This window comes from Stenotrophomonas sp. G4 (assembly GCF_003428825.1).
Taxonomy (GTDB): domain Bacteria; phylum Pseudomonadota; class Gammaproteobacteria; order Xanthomonadales; family Xanthomonadaceae; genus Stenotrophomonas; species Stenotrophomonas indicatrix.
Window position 1 is genome coordinate 918,721 of sequence record NZ_CP031741.1, and the last position, 15,830, is coordinate 934,550.

Sequence of the window (15,830 nt, forward strand, 5' to 3'; positions counted from 1 at the left end):
GTCTGAATCATGATCCAGATGCAGAGCTACCTTGACGTCGCGGACAACTCTGGTGCCAAGCAGGTGATGTGCTTCAAGGTGCTGGGTGGTTCCAAGCGCCGTTACGCCGGCATCGGCGACATCATCAAGGTCACCGTGAAGGATGCGATCCCGCGCGGCAAGGTCAAGAAGGGCGAAGTGTATGACGCCGTCGTGGTGCGTACCCGCAAGGGTGTGCGTCGCGCCGACGGCTCGCTGATCCGCTTCGACGGCAACGCTGCCGTTCTGCTTAACAACAAGCAGGAGCCGATCGGCACCCGTATCTTCGGGCCGGTGACTCGTGAACTTCGTTCGGAGAAGTTCATGAAGATCGTCTCGCTCGCTCCCGAAGTGCTGTGAGCGACAGGAGATAATCATGGCTAACCGTATCAAGAAGGGCGACCAGGTTGTCGTCAACGCCGGCAAGGACAAGGGTAAGCAGGGCGAAATCGTCCGCGTCGACGGCGACCGTGTGGTCGTCGCCAACGTGAACATCGTCAAGCGCCACACCAAGCCGAACCCGCAGGCAGGTGTTGCCGGCGGCGTGGTCGAGCGTGAAGCGTCGATCCATATCTCCAACGTGAATGTGCTGAACCCGGCTTCGGGCAAGGGCGAACGCGTTGGCTTCAAGGTGCTGGAGGATGGACGCAAACTGCGTGTGTTCCGCTCCAGCGGTGAGGCGCTTGACGCCTGAGGAATGAGAAGATGACTTCCCGTCTCGAAAAGTTTTACAAGGAAGAAGTGGTGCCGGCGCTGATGAAGCAGTTCGGCTACACCAATTCGATGGAAGTGCCGAAGCTCGTCAAGGTCACCCTGAACATGGGTGTCGGCGAAGCGGCCACCAACAAGAAGATCCTGGAAAACGCCGTCGGCGACATGACCAAGATTTCCGGCCAGAAGCCGGTTGTCACCAAGTCGCGTATCTCGGTTGCGTCGTTCAAGATCCGTGATGGTTGGCCGATTGGTTGCAAGACCACGCTGCGTCGCCACAAGATGTACGAGTTCCTGGACCGCCTGATCAACATCTCGCTGCCGCGCGTGCGCGACTTCCGTGGTGTTTCCGGTCGTTCCTTCGACGGTCGCGGCAACTTCAACATGGGTGTGAAGGAACAGATCATCTTCCCGGAAATCGACTTCGACGCTGTCGACGCGATCCGCGGCATGGATATCGCCATCACCACCACTGCGAAGACCGACGCGGAAGCGAAGGCGCTGCTGGCAGCGTTCAAGTTCCCGTTCCGTAACTGATTCGTCGAGGAAACCGAAATGGCAAAGACCTCCATGGTCAACCGCGACATCAAGCGGGAAAAGCTGGCCAAGAAGTACGCTGACAAGCGTGCGGCTCTGAAGAAGATCGTGTCCTCGGTGGACGCGAGCTACGAAGAGAAGATCGACGCCGCAACCAAGCTGGCCAAGCTGCCGCGCGATTCGTCGCCGAGCCGCCAGCGCAACCGTTGCGAACTGTCGGGCCGTCCGCGTGGCGTCTACAGCAAGTTCGGCCTGGGCCGCAACAAGCTGCGTGAAGCCACCATGCGTGGTGACGTTCCGGGCCTGCGCAAGGCCAGCTGGTAATCCCAGCCGGTCCTGCCGGCGAGGGCTCCTCCGGGGGCCTTCGCAGCCGGGGAGGGGCGTTCAGCTTTCCCTCTGCAAAAAACCCGAAGAGCCCGACGCAAGTCGGGCTCTTTTGGCGTATACTCCCGCGTCTTGCCCTGCGCGAAGACGTAAGGGGAGGGGCCTGGCCCGTTTCCAGGAGACAACAGATTTTCGCGAAAGCGGATATCGGTGCACTCAAAGGTACTCATATGAGCATGACTGATCCCATCGCCGACCTGCTGGTCCGCATCAAGAATGCGGCAGCGGTGGGCAAGCAGACGGTGAAAGCCCCGTCGTCCAAGATCAAGGTAGCGATCGCCCAGGTCCTGAAGGACGAGGGTTACATCGCCGACCTGCGCGTGACCGCGCTCGAGAACAACAAGTCCGAGCTGGAAATCGTGCTGAAGTATTTCGAAGGCAAGCCGGTCATCGCGACCCTGAAGCGCTTCTCGCGTTCGGGCCTGCGCCAGTACCGCGGCAAGAGCGAACTGCCGAAGGTCATGAACGGCCTGGGTATTTCCATCATTTCCACCTCCAAGGGCATCATGACTGATGCGCAGGCGCGCCAGCTGGGCGTCGGCGGCGAAGTCCTGTGCTTCGTGGCCTAAGGCGAAAGGAGTAGACCATGTCCCGCGTAGCCAAGAAGCCGATCGACCTGGGTAAGGTTGAACTGAACGTCCAGAACGACAACGTCACCGCCAAGGGCCCGAAGGGCACCCTGTCGCTGGCCAAGCCGGCTGGTATCAACATCAACGTCGAGAACGGCGTTGCCACCCTGAGCACCGACAACGTGGATCTGATCCCGCTGACCGGTACCGTCCGCGCCATCCTGTCCAACATGGTCAAGGGTGTTTCCGAAGGCTTCGAGCGCAAGCTGGAGCTGGTCGGCGTGGGTTACCGTGCCGCCATGCAGGGCAAGGACCTCAGCCTGTCGCTGGGCTTCTCGCACCCGGTTGTGTTCGTGGCGCCGGAAGGCATCACCATCACCACCCCGACCCAGACCGAAATCCTGGTGCAGGGCGCTGACAAGCAGGCCGTCGGTGAAGCTGCCGCCAAGATCCGTGCGTTCCGCAAGCCGGAGCCGTACAAGGGCAAGGGCGTGAAGTACTCCGACGAAGTCATCATTCGCAAGGAAGCCAAGAAGGCCTAATTAGGACCTTCCGCTTTCCAGGGAAAAAGATCATGAACAAGAACATCGCCCGCCTGCGTCGCGCCAAGTCGACCCGTGCCCACATCCGTGAGCTCGGCGTTGCACGCCTGTCGGTGCTGCGCACCGGCCAGCACCTGTACGCGCAGGTCTTCACCGCTGACGGCTCGAAGGTGCTGGCTGCTGCCAACACCACCCAGGCCGACGTCAAGGACGGCCTGAAGAACGGCAAGAACGCTGATGCCGCTGCCAAGGTTGGCCGCATCGTCGCTGAGCGCGCCAAGGCCGCCGGCATCGAGAAGGTTGCCTTCGATCGTTCGGGTTACCGTTACCACGGCCGCATCAAGGCCCTGGCTGACGCCGCCCGCGAAGCCGGCCTGCAGTTCTAAGGGATAAGGGCAGGGGGCTTGATGCCCCCTGTCCGCCTGCTCGCCAGCCTGAGTGAGGCTGGGCGGCGCCGCTCTTCTGCAGTGGCCCACCGCAACAACGCACCACTCCACAACCATAAGCGGCCTCGAGCCGTACATAACCCAACAACCAAGGAATAAACATGGCAGAAGAACGTCAGCAGCGGGGTCGCGATCGCGACCGTAACCGCGAAGAGAAAGTCGACGACGGCATGATCGAAAAGCTGGTCGCGGTCAACCGCGTCAGCAAGACCGTCAAGGGTGGCCGTCAGTTCACCTTCACCGCCCTGACTGTCGTCGGCGACGGCGAAGGCAAGGTCGGTTTCGGTTATGGCAAGGCCCGCGAAGTGCCGGTCGCCATCCAGAAGTCGATGGAACAGGCTCGCAAGAACCTGGTTACCGTTGACCTGAACAACGGCACCCTGTGGCACACCATCAAGGATGGTCACGGCGCAGCGCGCGTGTTCATGCAGCCGGCTTCCGAAGGTACCGGCGTCATCGCCGGTGGTGCCATGCGCGCCGTCCTGGAAGCGGTTGGCGTGAAGAACGTGCTGGCCAAGGCCACCGGTTCGCGCAACCCGATCAACCTGGTGCGTGCCACCGTGAAGGGCCTGACTGCAGCGCAGTCGCCGGCTCGCATCGCGGCCAAGCGCGGCAAGAAGGTGGAGGAACTCAACCATGGCTAATGAGTCCAACAAGACTGTGAAGGTGCGCCTGGTGCGTGGCCTGCGTGGTACTCAGTCGCGTCACCGCCTGTCGGTGCGTGCCCTGGGCCTGAACAAGCTCAACGATGTCCGTGAACTGAAGGACAGCCCGCAGGTTCGCGGTCTGATCAACACCGTTCACTACCTCGTCAAGGTTGAGGAGTAATCGATCATGACTCTGCGTCTCAATGAACTGAGCCCGGCACCGGGCGCCCGTCAGGAACGTACCCGCGTCGGTCGCGGTATCGGCTCCGGCCTGGGCAAGACCTGTGGCCGCGGCCACAAGGGTTCGTTCGCCCGCAAGGGTGGCGGCAAGATCAAGGCTGGCTTCGAAGGCGGCCAGACCCCCATGCAGCGTCGTCTGCCGAAGATCGGCTTCCGTTCGCCGATCGCCAAGGACACCGCTGAAGTGCTGCTGTACCAGCTGGACAAGCTGCCGGCCGGCGAGATCGACTTCGCTGCCCTGCGTGCGGCCAAGCTGGTCCCGAGCACTGCCAAGAAGGCCAAGGTCGTCGTCAAGGGCGAAGTGACCAAGGCGTTCACCCTGAAGGGTGTTGCTGCCACGGCCGGTGCCAAGGCTGCGATCGAAGCTGCCGGCGGCAGCGTAACGGAGTAAGAGAATCATGGCGCAAGCTGGCATCGGTAACCTCGCGGGCGGAATGGGCAAGTTCACTGAACTTCGCCAACGTTTGCTGTTCGTCGTCGGGGCTTTGATCGTCTATCGCATCGGCTGCTACGTGCCGGTGCCGGGCGTCAATCCCGATGCCATGCTTGCCATGATGCAACAGCAGGGCGGCGGCATCGTGGACATGTTCAACATGTTCTCGGGCGGCGCCCTGCACCGTTTCAGCATCTTCGCGCTGAACGTGATGCCGTACATCTCGGCATCGATCGTGATGCAGCTGGCCGTGCACATCTTCCCCGCCCTCAAGGCGATGCAGAAGGAAGGTGAGTCCGGCCGCCGCAAGATCACCCAGTATTCGCGCATCGGCGCCGTGCTTCTCGCAGTGGTGCAGGGCGGCTCGATCGCGCTGGCGCTGCAGGGCCAGGTCTCGCCGACCGGCGCACCGGTCGTGTACATGCCGGGCATGGGCTTCGTGCTCACTGCCGTGGTCGCATTGACTGCCGGCACCATGTTCCTGATGTGGGTCGGTGAGCAGGTCACCGAGCGCGGTATCGGCAACGGCGTGTCGCTGATCATCTTCGCCGGTATCGTGGCGGGCCTGCCGGGTGCGGTCATCCACACCTTCGACGCCTACCGCGACGGCAACATCCAGTTCATCCAGCTGCTGCTGATCGCCATCGTCGTGCTCGCCTTCACCTTCTTCGTGGTGTTCGTCGAGCGCGGCCAGCGCCGGATCACGGTGAACTACGCGCGCCGCCAGGGCGGTCGCAACGCGTACATGAACCAGACCTCGTTCCTGCCGCTGAAGCTGAACATGGCCGGCGTCATCCCGGCGATCTTCGCCTCAAGCCTGCTGGCGTTCCCGGCCACCCTGGCCATGTGGTCCGGCCAGGCTGCCAACCAGAGCACCTTTGGCCAGACCCTGCAGAAGGTCGCCAATGCCCTGGGCCCGGGCGAGCCGCTGCACATGATCGTGTTCGCTGCGCTGATCACCGGTTTCGCGTTCTTCTATACCGCGCTGGTGTTCAACTCGCAGGAAACCGCCGACAACCTGAAGAAGTCCGGTGCGCTGATTCCGGGCATCCGTCCGGGCAAGGCCACCGCCGACTACATCGACGGCGTGCTGACCCGACTGACAGCTGCCGGTTCGGCGTATCTGGTGATCGTCTGCCTGCTGCCGGAACTGATGCGCACCCAGCTGAATGCCTCGTTCTACTTCGGCGGTACTTCGCTGCTGATCGTGGTGGTGGTGGTGATGGACTTCATCGCTCAGGTGCAGGCGCACCTGATGTCCCACCAGTATGAGAGCCTGCTGAAGAAGGCCAACCTGAAGGGCGGCAACCGCGGTGGTTTTGCTCGCGGCTGATTAGCCTGTTATACTTTCGTCTTCCTGACGTGATGGTCCTCCGCTTCGCGGACTCCGGCCACACAAACGAAGGGCGGCCCCCGCAGCGGTTCCGGGTGGGGGTGTGATGTGGTGGTCCCGCGCTGGAGTAGCGCGGGCGGCCCCGGAGGAAACTCCAGGTCCAACCCCATCCGGCGCCGGAGCCTGGGCACACTCCCCGGGCCGGGTTCATGAAACCTCTGGTTTCACGGGCTTCCAAGTAGACCGGAACCTTGTTAGTATCACTGGTTCACTTTTTTGATCCATCCTGCCGGATCGGCGTGCCTCGAGCGCGCTGTCGGCCATCACTCAGCTGGAGAACCGCGTCATGGCGCGTATTGCAGGCGTCAACCTGCCAGCCCAGAAGCATGTCTGGGTCGGGTTGCAAAGCATTTACGGCATCGGCCGTACCCGTTCGAAGAAGGTCTGCGAAGTCGCAGGTGTCACTTCGACCACCAAGATCCGCGATCTGTCGGAGCCGGAAATCGAGCGCCTGCGCGCCGAAGTCGGCAAGTACATCGTGGAAGGCGATCTGCGCCGTGAAATCGGCATCGCGATCAAGCGCCTGATGGACCTGGGCTGCTACCGCGGCCTGCGTCACCGTCGCGGTCTGCCGCTGCGTGGCCAGCGCACCCGTACCAACGCCCGCACCCGCAAGGGCCCGCGCAAGGCGATCAGGAAGTAAGGGACCTATAAATGGCTAAGCCTGCTGCTAAGACCAAGAAGAAGATCAAGCGCGTCGTCACCGACGGCGTTGCCCACGTCCACGCTTCGTTCAACAACACCATCGTGACCATCACCGACCGCCAGGGCAACGCTCTGTCGTGGGCGACCTCCGGTGGCGCTGGCTTCCGCGGTTCGCGCAAGTCGACCCCGTTCGCAGCCCAGGTGGCTGCCGAAAAGGCCGGTCGTGCTGCGCTGGACTACGGCGTGAAGTCGCTGGAAGTCCGCATCAAGGGTCCGGGTCCGGGCCGTGAGTCGGCCGTGCGTTCGTTGAACAACGTCGGCTACAAGATCACCAACATCATCGACGTGACGCCTATCCCGCACAACGGGTGCCGTCCGCCGAAGAAGCGTCGCGTCTAAAGGGAGCGATAAGAAATGGCTCGTTATATCGGTCCTACCTGTAAGCTCGCCCGTCGCGAAGGCGCCGACCTGTCCCTGAAGAGCCCGGCGCGTGCGCTGGACTCCAAGTGCAAGTTGGAGCAGAAGCCCGGCCAGCATGGCGCCACCGCCCGCAAGGGCAAGCTGTCCGACTACGCTACCCAGCTGCGTGAAAAGCAGAAGGTCAAGCGTATCTACGGTCTGCTGGAGCGTCAGTTCCGCAACTACTACAAGAAGGCCTCGACCAAGAAGGGCAACACCGGCGAGAACCTCCTGCAGCTGCTGGAAACCCGCCTGGACAACGTTGTCTACCGCATGGGCTTCGCCGTGACCCGTCCGGCTGCCCGTCAGCTGGTGTCGCACCGCGGCGTCACCGTGAATGGCAAGTCGGTCAACCTGGCCTCGTACCAGGTCAAGGCTGGCGACGCCATCGCCCTGTCTGAAAAGGCTGCCAAGCAGCTGCGCGTCCAGGAAGCCCTGACCGTCGCCGCCCAGCATGACCTGAGCCCGTCGTGGGTTGAAGTGGATTCCGGCAAGTTCTCCGGCATCTTCAAGGCTGTTCCGGATCGTTCGGATCTGCCTGCGGACATCAACGAAGCGCTGATCGTCGAGCTGTATTCGAAGTAATTCACATTGGAGAGCCCCCGGCGACGGCCGGGGGTTCACTAGGAGAACCCGCAACATGACGGTTACCGCCAACCAGGTTCTGCGTCCTCGCGGTCCGCAGATCGAACGCCTTACCGACACCCGTGCAAAGGTCGTTATCGAACCTTTGGAGCGGGGTTACGGGCATACGCTGGGTAATGCCCTGCGTCGCGTGCTGCTGTCGTCCATCCCGGGCTTCGCCATCACGGAAGTCGAAATCGACGGCGTGTTGCATGAGTACACCACGGTCGAAGGTCTGCAGGAGGACGTGCTCGAAGTCCTGCTGAACCTGAAGGACGTGGCCATCCGTATGCACTCCGGCGACAACGCGACGCTGTCCCTGTCCAAGCAGGGTCCGGGCGTTGTCACCGCTGCCGACATCAAGGTCGACCACAACGTGGAGATCCTGAACGGCGACCACGTGATCTGCCACCTGACCAAGGACACGGCAGTGAACATGCGTCTGAAGATCGAGCGTGGTTTCGGCTATCAGCCGGCCGCTGCGCGTCGTCGTCCGGACGAAGAAACCCGTGCCATCGGCCGCCTGGTCCTGGACGCCTCGTTCTCGCCGGTCCGCCGTGTCGCCTATGCCGTGGAAGCGGCTCGTGTCGAACAGCGCACCGACCTGGACAAGCTGGTCATCGATATCGAGACCAACGGCACCATCGACGCCGAAGAAGCAGTGCGTACCGCTGCCGACATCCTCAGCGATCAGCTGTCGGTGTTCGGTGACTTCACCCACCGCGACCGCGGTGCGGCGAAGCCGGCCAACAACGGCGTGGATCCGGTGCTGCTGCGCCCGATCGACGATCTGGAGCTGACCGTGCGTTCGGCCAACTGCCTGAAGGCCGAGAGCATCTACTACATCGGCGATCTGATCCAGAAGACCGAAGTCGAGCTGCTGAAGACCCCGAACCTGGGTAAGAAGTCGCTCACCGAGATCAAGGAAGTGCTGGCCCAGCGTGGCCTGTCGCTCGGCATGAAGCTGGAGAACTGGCCGCCGGCCGGCGTCGCCAGCCACGGCATGCTGGGCTGATAACGCCTTTCTGCAAGACCGCGTGGCCCCGTCGGCAACGACGGGGCCATTGCACCAAGGCAACACCGCCACGACGAACGAAGGTTCGCGGGCAGGTCGTCCAGGACGGATGGCCAGGACCAACCGCAGTCCGAGCAGCAGCGCCAGGAAGGCGACAACGATCCGCAAAGCCACATCATTAACCAAGGAATATCACCATGCGTCACCAGAAATCCGGCCGTAAGTTCAGCCGTACCAGCGCCCACCGCGAAGCGATGTTCAAGAACATGGCTGCCTCGCTGTTCAAGCACGAGCTGATCAAGACCACCCTGCCGAAGGCCAAGGAACTGCGCCGCGTCGCCGAGCCGCTGATCACCCTGGCCAAGGTCGACTCCGTCGCCAACCGTCGTCTGGCCTTCGCCCGCCTGCGCGACAACGAAGCCGTCGGCAACCTGTTCACCATCCTGGGCCCGCGCTACGCGAATCGTCCGGGTGGTTACCTGCGCCTGCTGAAGTGCGGCTTCCGCGCTGGCGACAACGCGCCGATGGCCTACGTTGAGCTGGTTGACCGTCCGGCCGTGGCTGAAGCCGTCGAAGAGTAATCGACGCGCAACACCCGTCATTCGGTGAAGAACCCGGCCTCGTGCCGGGTTTTTCCGTTTCTGGGCGACGGATGGAGATCCACGCCGGGCGTGGATGATCCCGCATGTTGCCGCGCGCGCACCGGCGTGTTCCGACGGGCGCGACGTTGTGGCGGTTCGAACGGCGCGCACTCTCGGTTACGCTTGCGGTCCGTACTACACGAGCGTTGCCGATGAATCCTCTGCGCTGGCCTTTCCGCGCCCAGTTCCTGCTGGGCTTCCTGATCTGCGCGGGCCTGCTGGGCTACGCCATCTTCCTGCAGCTGAAGATGGGGCTGGAGCCGTGTCCGCTGTGCATCTTCCAGCGCCTGGCATTCGCGGCCCTGGGCCTGCTGTTCCTGATCGGCGCCCTGCATGGGCCGTCCAACCGTCCGGGACGGGCGACCTACGGCATCCTCGCGTTCATCGCTGCCGCCGTGGGCGTGGGCATCGCCGCACGCCATGTCTACGTGCAGATGCTGCCGCCGGAAATGGGAGCGACCTGTGGCCCGCCGCTGGCCTTCCTGCGCGAGACCATGGGGCCGCTGGAAGTGTTCCGCACCGTGCTGACCGGCACCGGCAACTGCGGCAACATCGACTGGACATTCCTTGGCCTGACCATGCCGATGTGGTCGGGCGTGTGGTTCGTGCTGCTGGCGCTTTGGGCGCTGGTGGTGTCGCTGAGCAAGGTCAAGCACTGAGCCAGTCCGGAGCCACGCATGGCGCGGCTCTACTGTTTTCCGGTAGTGCCGGCCGCTGGCCGGCAATCCCAGGGGCAGTGCAGTCCCGTGCGAATGCTGGCCGGCAGTCGGTGGTACCTCAGAAGTCCTGCTGCAGGCTCAGGTAAGCGCCGCGACGTGGGCCCCACTGCGGCGCGAACACGCCGATGCCACCGCCATCGCGCAGCTGGTAGCTGCGATCCAGCGCGTTGATCACCGCCAGCTGCACGTGCAGCGGATGGCCGCTGTCGGCGTTGAAGTCATGCGCGGCGCTGAGATTGACCTGCAGGTACGACGGCAGCTCGCCGCCGTTGGGCACGCCCTCGATGTCCGAGCGCAGGCCGCTGCCGTACACGTAGTTCGCGCCCACCCGGTTATGGCCAGCGAAGGCGTAGCTGACACCGCCGGAAGACGTCAGCTTCTGGTCGTGGTCAAGATGGATCCAGTTCTGCTGTACGTAGGCCAGTGCATCCGGATCGAGGTTGTACTGGCTGGTGATGACCTGGGTGCCCATGGCCTTGTTGTAGGCCGCGTTGAAGTACGCGCTGATCGGCCCGTTGCTGTAGTCGGCGCTGAACTCCAGACCGTGGATGTGGCCGCGGCGATAGTTGAAGGTGGAATAGATGTAGGCGGCGCCGAACTGGCCTTCGTCCTGCAGGCGGTGCACGCGTCGGTCGTAGGCATCCAGGCCGAGGGTGAGGTGGTTGCCGACCTGCTGTGACACGCCGATATCGTAGTAGTCACTGCGCTCGGACAACGGCGTGTTGCTGCCATCGGCGGGTTGCTGGTTGCTGGTGCCATCGAACAGGGCAAGATCGCTGGCGGCAACCAGCTCGCTGGCGGGCGGGGTGAAGTAGCGCGAATAGCCGGCGTGCACGGTGGTGCTGTCGCCGGCGTTCCAGACCACGCCGAGGCGTGGGCTGAGCTGGCCCTCGGTGTGATCGAAGGCCTTGAAGCGGTCGCCGCGCAGGCCGTAATTGACGGTCCAGTCATCGCCGATCCGCCACTCGTCCTGCACGTACAAGGCTGCGGTGCTGGCGTGGAAGGCATTGCGGTCCGGGATCAGCCGTGGCGTGGTGCTCGTCTGCCGCCCATCGGCGTCGACCGGGAAGACCCAGCTGCTGTTGTTGGCGGCGGCGTGTTCGTAGTTGCCATACAGGCCATAACGCAGGGTGTGGTTGTCGCCCAGCGGTGTGGAGAAATCGGCCTGCAGGGTGTTGGCGCGGTTGCTGCGCTGGACCTGGGAGGCGACGCCGCTGAACACCAGGTCGCCCACGACGTCCGGATTGAAGGCCACATCGCTGTAGCGCTGGCCGGCCGAGAGCTGGTACGCGGTCTGGCCCAGCGTGCCCTGCAGCACCAGCATGCCGAAGCGGGTGGCCTCGCGCTGGGTTTCGTCCAGCTGGCTGGAATCGAAGGTGGTGGTGTCCAGGTAGCCGAACTGCGGGGTCTGTCCCGGGTTGACCGGGATCTGGAAGCGGTTGTTGGCAACGCCGGCGAACACGCTCAGGCGGGTGCTGTCGTTGACCAGGTAGGTCAGGTCGGCAAAGGCCTTCCCCTGGTGGGTGTCGTCATGCAGCGGCCTGCGTGCGCTGGTGGGATTCTCCAGCCCGACCTCGTTCCGATCGTAGTTGCCGGTCAGGAACCAGCTCCAGCGGCCCTGGTTGCCCCACCAGGAGGCGTTCGGGTTGACCTTGCCGAACGAACCGGCGGTGATGCCAGCGCTGCCGCCGTTGCCCAGCTCGGCGCCACTGCGGGTGGTGATATCGACCACCGCGGCGGTGCGTTCACCGAACTGCGCCGGCAGGGCGCCGTCCATCAGGCGGATGCTCTTGATGGTGCGGGCATCCAGGGTCTGGCCGAAGCCGGAGATCGATTCGGGCAGCAGTACGCCGTTGATGCGGTACTGCAGGTTGGCGTGGTCGCCGCGCACGTGCACGCCACCGTAAGAGTCCTGGATCACACCAGGGGCCTGCAGCAGCACCTGGCTGAGCGGGGCGGAGGCGCCCAGCGGCTGCTTCTCGATGTCCTCGGCGGTGATCTGGTACTGGCTGCTGCCGATGTCCGGTGACAGGGCGTTGCGGGCCTGGTCGAGCTGGGCGCTGACGGTGACCACGTCAAGGTCCTTGACCGCGGCCGCGCTGGCATCAGTGTCGGCGGCAAGCACGGGTTGGCTGGTGAGGATCAGGGCGAAGGTGATGGCGGTGGTGAGCAGGGAGGGCTTCATGGGAAATGGGCAGGGAAGGGGGAGGGGGCCGGTCCATGAGGGAGTGTTACTCCGTAACAACTGCGTGCCGATCATGCGCCTGTCCGGCGATGGCGACCATGCCGTTTCTGGCCGATCACACGGCCCCTTTCCACACGGTTCAGGCAGTCATGACCGGGCCCGGCCCTTTGCGCCAGCGGCTGGCTCTGCGACCATGACCGCCCCCCTCCCCGGATGTCCGTGATGAGCCTGTCCGCCGTTCCGCCCGCCCCCGATCCTGCCGCCATCGCTGCTGGCGCCGCCTGGTCACCGGAGAGCTGGCGGGGCAAGACCGCGCTGCAGATGCCGACCTATCCCGATCCGGTGGCACTGGATGCCGCGCTGCACGAGCTGAAGCGGCTGCCGCCGCTGGTGACCTCGTGGGAGATCCTGGCGTTGAAGCAGCAGTTGGCCGACGCCCAGGAGGGCAAGCGTTTCCTTTTGCAGGGCGGCGACTGCGCGGAGAATTTCAGCGACTGCGAATCGGGCACGATCTCCAACCGGTTGAAGGTGCTGCTGCAGATGAGCCTGGTGCTGGTGCACGGCCTGCGGCAGCCGGTGATCCGCGTCGGCCGTTTCGCCGGCCAGTACGCCAAGCCGCGTTCGGCCGACACCGAAACCCGCGACGGCGTGACCCTGCCCAGCTACCGCGGCGATGTGATCAATGCGCCGGCCTTCACCGAGGCGGCGCGTCTGCCCGACCCGAAGCGGATGCTGCAGGCCCACGCGCATTCGGCGATGACGATGAACTTCGTGCGGGCGCTGATCGATGGTGGCTTCGCCGACCTGCACCATCCTGAATACTGGAACCTGGAATGGGTGAGCCATTCGCCGTTGGCCGCCGAGTACCAGAAGATGGTGGCCTCGATCGGTGATGCCGTGCACTTCATGGAGACCCTGGCCGGGGCCCGCGTGCACAACCTCAATCGCATCGATTTCTACACCTCGCATGAAGCGCTGCTGCTGCCCTACGAGCAGGCGCTGACCCGGCAGGTGCCGCGCCAGCAGGGCTGGTTGAACCTGAGCACGCACTATCCGTGGATCGGCATGCGTACCGCCGCGCTGGATGGCGCGCACGTGGAGTACCTGCGTGGCGTGCGCAACCCGATCGCGATCAAGGTGGGCCCGTCGGTGACGCCGGACCAGTTGCTGCGCCTGATCGATGTGCTCAACCCGGATGACGAGCCGGGCCGCCTGAGCTTCATCCATCGTATGGGCGCGGCGCAGATCGCGCAGAAGCTGCCGCCGTTGCTGGATGCGGTCAAGCGCGATGGTCGTCGCGTGTTGTGGGTGTGCGATGCGATGCACGGCAATACCGAAAGCACCGCCAACGGCTTCAAGACGCGGCGCTTCGACAACGTGCGCGGCGAGGTCGAGATGTCCTTCGACCTGCACGCGGCCGCAGGCACCCGCCTGGGCGGCGTGCATCTGGAGCTGACCGGTGAGGATGTGACCGAATGCACCGGCGGTGCGCGCGAACTGACCGAACGTGACCTGGAACGCGCCTATCGTTCGACCGTCGACCCGCGATTGAACTACGAGCAGTCGCTGGAGATTGCGATGGCGATCGTGCGCAAGCAGGAGCAAGTGCGGTAAGTGTGTTTCGGCAGGGCTGCGCCCTGCACCTGCCGAATCAACGTCAACATCAACATCAACATCAACGTCAACGTCAACGTCAACGTCAAAAGCGGGCTATCCGTGGTTGGCGGGGCGGTGTCGGAGTGCGGGGACGCCGCAAGTACGTCCCTGTAGCGGGCTATCCGTGGTTGGCGGGGCGGTGTCGGAGTGCGGGGACGCCGCAAGTACGTCCCTGTAGGCTTGGCAGCCGCATCCATGCGGCTGACACCCCGCACTCCGACACCGCCCCGCCTTCGACAGTTGTCCGGTGTCTGATGGATTCACGCCATGCGTGGATGAATCTCCATCGGAATCGAATATTTCGAATTGAATTTGAAGAGCATCCACGCATGGCGTGGATCTACGTGTCGACCAAGGTCGACACCCACCAGCAGCGGGGATCGACACCCGCCAACAGCCGCGGGAAATTGTCGAAGGCGGGGAGGGGGCAGATGGCGGGGGCGTGAGCGCCATGGGCCCGAGGCATGCCTCGGGCGGGTTGGGCAGGACGCCCAACCCTGGTCTTGCCGTGTGCGCAGGACAGCGCACACGAGCAAGGCGCGACCGAGCTTACATGGACGTACTTGCAGCGTCCCCCGCCATCTGTCCCCTCCCCGCCATCCCAAGGAATGCAGGCTTTTGCTGTTGCTGTTGTTGTTGCTGTTGAGGTTGCCGGCCAACGGCCGGCATTACCGTGGGTGCAGGGCGCAGCCCTGCCGAACACCCCCGCCTACATTCTGCTTACGAACGACTGACATTGTGCTCATGGTGCATGGGCCACGCTGGAGCTTGGTGCTTACAGCGAGGATGCATGGTGGTCTGGCAACAGCTGCAGCAGTACCTGTGGCCGATCGGCAGCGCCCTGGTGGTTGGCGGTCTGGGGGCCTGGGCCGTACTGGCCATGTACCGTCGCCTGCGCGGGCGTGACCGGCGCCGTGCGCGCATCGGCCGGGTGATCGGACCGCCGCTGGCCCTTGCACTACCCGTGCTGCTGCTGGTGCCGGCGCTGCAGGCTACGCCACTGCCGGAACATACACTCGATCAACTGCTGCGCGTGCTGCACATCGCCCTGACCGCCTGCTTCATCTGGTTGCTGGTGCGAGGCGTTGCGGCGGGTGAGCGGGCGATCCTGCGCAGCCATCCGATCGATGTCTCGGACAACCTCGAGGCGCGCCGCATCCAGACCCAGACGCGAGTGCTCAGCCGCGTGCTGATGGGCGGCATCATCGTGCTCGGTGCTTCGCTGGTGCTGCTGACCTTCCCGATGGTGCAGAAGATCGGCGCCGCACTGTTGGCGTCGGCGGGCCTGATCGGCCTGGTGGCGGGTATCGCCGCCAAGCCGGTGTTCGGCAATCTGATCGCCGGCCTGCAGATCGCGGTGACGCAGCCGATCCGGCTCGATGATGTGGTGATCGTCGAGGGCGAATGGGGGCGCATCGAAGAGATCGGCAGCAGCTACGTGGTGGTGCGCATCTGGGATGAGCGGCGGATGGTGGTGCCGCTGACCTGGTTCATCGAGCACCCGTTCCAGAACTGGACACGACGCAGTGCCGACCTGCTGGGTACGGCCTTCCTGTGGCTGGACTACCGTGCGCCGATCGCGGCGATACGTGCCGAGCTGGAACGCATCTGCCAGGGCCAGCCGCTGTGGGATGGACGGGTGTGCGTGACGCAGGTGACCGAGACCAGCGAGCGCGCGATCCAGGTGCGGCTGCTGGTCAGCGCACGCAGTTCCGGTGATGCGTTCGACCTGCGCTGCCTGGTGCGCGAACGCATGCTGGATTTCCTCGCACGCGAACATCCGCAAGCGCTGCCGCAGGTGCGCGCGCGCCTGCAGCGGGACGATGAGCTGGATATGCCGCGGATGCGGCGTGCAGGCAGCGCCGATGTGCGTTCACCCGGTGCGGAGGATGGTGAGGCGGCCATCGCGCCGGCGGAGCCGCGCCCGGAATGGTAGCGCCGGGCCATGCCCGGCGGATTGCAGAGT

20 protein-coding genes are annotated in these 15,830 nt (G+C 64.1%); 19 read left to right on the plus strand and 1 reads right to left on the minus strand.

Features of this window, described 5'->3' with window-relative positions:
* The first annotated feature begins 9 nt into the window (after positions 1-9).
* The 17 genes from rplN (at position 10) to D0Y85_RS04185 (ending at position 9,963) form a co-directional block, all read left to right on the plus strand.
* Entirely contained in the window at positions 10-378 is a 369-nt protein-coding gene (gene rplN / locus D0Y85_RS04105; RefSeq protein WP_010483978.1) for a 50S ribosomal protein L14, read from the plus strand.
* Between the two features lie 16 nt (positions 379-394).
* Positions 395-712: a 50S ribosomal protein L24 gene (rplX, locus tag D0Y85_RS04110; RefSeq protein WP_004145359.1), complete on the plus strand. Its 318-nt coding sequence runs from the start codon at positions 395-397 to the stop codon at positions 710-712.
* An 11-nt stretch (positions 713-723) separates the two neighbouring features.
* A complete protein-coding gene (gene rplE / locus D0Y85_RS04115; protein ID WP_049470496.1) occupies positions 724-1,266 on the plus strand; it encodes a 50S ribosomal protein L5 in 543 nt (180 codons plus the stop codon).
* An 18-nt stretch (positions 1,267-1,284) separates the two neighbouring features.
* Positions 1,285-1,590: a 30S ribosomal protein S14 gene (rpsN, locus tag D0Y85_RS04120; RefSeq protein WP_049470498.1), complete on the plus strand. Its 306-nt coding sequence runs from the start codon at positions 1,285-1,287 to the stop codon at positions 1,588-1,590.
* Positions 1,591-1,820: 230 nt separating this feature from the next.
* The gene (gene rpsH / locus D0Y85_RS04125; RefSeq protein ID WP_025879311.1) at positions 1,821-2,219 is read left to right on the plus strand and encodes a 30S ribosomal protein S8; all 399 of its coding nucleotides are present in this window, start codon (positions 1,821-1,823) and stop codon (positions 2,217-2,219) included.
* A 17-nt stretch (positions 2,220-2,236) separates the two neighbouring features.
* A complete protein-coding gene (gene rplF / locus D0Y85_RS04130) occupies positions 2,237-2,761 on the plus strand; it encodes a 50S ribosomal protein L6 (protein WP_049470500.1) in 525 nt (174 codons plus the stop codon).
* A gap of 32 nt (positions 2,762-2,793) precedes the next feature.
* Positions 2,794-3,147, plus strand: coding sequence for a 50S ribosomal protein L18 (gene rplR, locus D0Y85_RS04135; RefSeq protein ID WP_093817438.1), 354 nt, complete (start codon positions 2,794-2,796; stop codon positions 3,145-3,147).
* Positions 3,148-3,308: 161 nt separating this feature from the next.
* On the plus strand, positions 3,309-3,851 hold the full coding sequence (gene rpsE / locus D0Y85_RS04140) for a 30S ribosomal protein S5 (RefSeq protein ID WP_049470506.1): 543 nt from the start codon (positions 3,309-3,311) through the stop codon (positions 3,849-3,851).
* Complete coding sequence (gene rpmD, locus D0Y85_RS04145) at positions 3,844-4,035, plus strand: 50S ribosomal protein L30 (protein WP_004154497.1); 192 nt, start codon at positions 3,844-3,846, stop codon at positions 4,033-4,035. The genes rpsE and rpmD overlap by 8 nt, the downstream gene beginning before the upstream one ends.
* Positions 4,036-4,041: 6 nt before the next feature.
* Entirely contained in the window at positions 4,042-4,485 is a 444-nt protein-coding gene (gene rplO / locus D0Y85_RS04150) for a 50S ribosomal protein L15 (RefSeq protein ID WP_049470509.1), read from the plus strand.
* A 7-nt stretch (positions 4,486-4,492) separates the two neighbouring features.
* Positions 4,493-5,860, plus strand: coding sequence for a preprotein translocase subunit SecY (gene secY / locus D0Y85_RS04155; protein ID WP_025879317.1), 1,368 nt, complete (start codon positions 4,493-4,495; stop codon positions 5,858-5,860).
* A 346-nt stretch (positions 5,861-6,206) separates the two neighbouring features.
* On the plus strand, positions 6,207-6,563 hold the full coding sequence (rpsM, locus tag D0Y85_RS04160) for a 30S ribosomal protein S13 (RefSeq protein ID WP_025879318.1): 357 nt from the start codon (positions 6,207-6,209) through the stop codon (positions 6,561-6,563).
* 11 nt (positions 6,564-6,574) lie between these two features.
* Positions 6,575-6,964 (plus strand): 30S ribosomal protein S11, encoded by a 390-nt coding sequence (gene rpsK / locus D0Y85_RS04165; protein ID WP_004145443.1) that lies wholly within the window; start codon positions 6,575-6,577, stop codon positions 6,962-6,964.
* A gap of 15 nt (positions 6,965-6,979) precedes the next feature.
* Positions 6,980-7,609, plus strand: coding sequence for a 30S ribosomal protein S4 (gene rpsD, locus D0Y85_RS04170; protein WP_025879319.1), 630 nt, complete (start codon positions 6,980-6,982; stop codon positions 7,607-7,609).
* Positions 7,610-7,664: 55 nt separating this feature from the next.
* Positions 7,665-8,663 carry a DNA-directed RNA polymerase subunit alpha gene (gene rpoA, locus D0Y85_RS04175; RefSeq protein ID WP_049470514.1) on the plus strand — a complete coding sequence of 333 codons (999 nt, stop codon included), beginning with the start codon at positions 7,665-7,667 and terminating at the stop codon, positions 8,661-8,663.
* Positions 8,664-8,860: 197 nt separating this feature from the next.
* Positions 8,861-9,244, plus strand: coding sequence for a 50S ribosomal protein L17 (rplQ, locus tag D0Y85_RS04180; RefSeq protein WP_093817440.1), 384 nt, complete (start codon positions 8,861-8,863; stop codon positions 9,242-9,244).
* A 212-nt stretch (positions 9,245-9,456) separates the two neighbouring features.
* On the plus strand, positions 9,457-9,963 hold the full coding sequence (locus tag D0Y85_RS04185) for a disulfide bond formation protein B (RefSeq protein ID WP_117309624.1): 507 nt from the start codon (positions 9,457-9,459) through the stop codon (positions 9,961-9,963).
* Between the two features lie 118 nt (positions 9,964-10,081).
* Here D0Y85_RS04185 and D0Y85_RS04190 read toward each other — a convergent pair whose 3' ends face one another.
* Entirely contained in the window at positions 10,082-12,208 is a 2,127-nt protein-coding gene (locus tag D0Y85_RS04190; protein ID WP_117309625.1) for a TonB-dependent receptor, read from the minus strand.
* 222 nt (positions 12,209-12,430) lie between these two features.
* Here D0Y85_RS04190 and D0Y85_RS04195 point away from each other — a divergent pair, with 222 nt between their 5' ends.
* Positions 12,431-13,822, plus strand: coding sequence for a 3-deoxy-7-phosphoheptulonate synthase class II (locus D0Y85_RS04195; RefSeq protein WP_025879324.1), 1,392 nt, complete (start codon positions 12,431-12,433; stop codon positions 13,820-13,822).
* Positions 13,823-14,654: 832 nt separating this feature from the next.
* Positions 14,655-15,800, plus strand: a complete 1,146-nt coding sequence (locus D0Y85_RS04200; protein WP_205420732.1) for a mechanosensitive ion channel family protein — start codon at positions 14,655-14,657, stop codon at positions 15,798-15,800.
* The last annotated feature ends 30 nt before the right edge of the window (positions 15,801-15,830 follow it).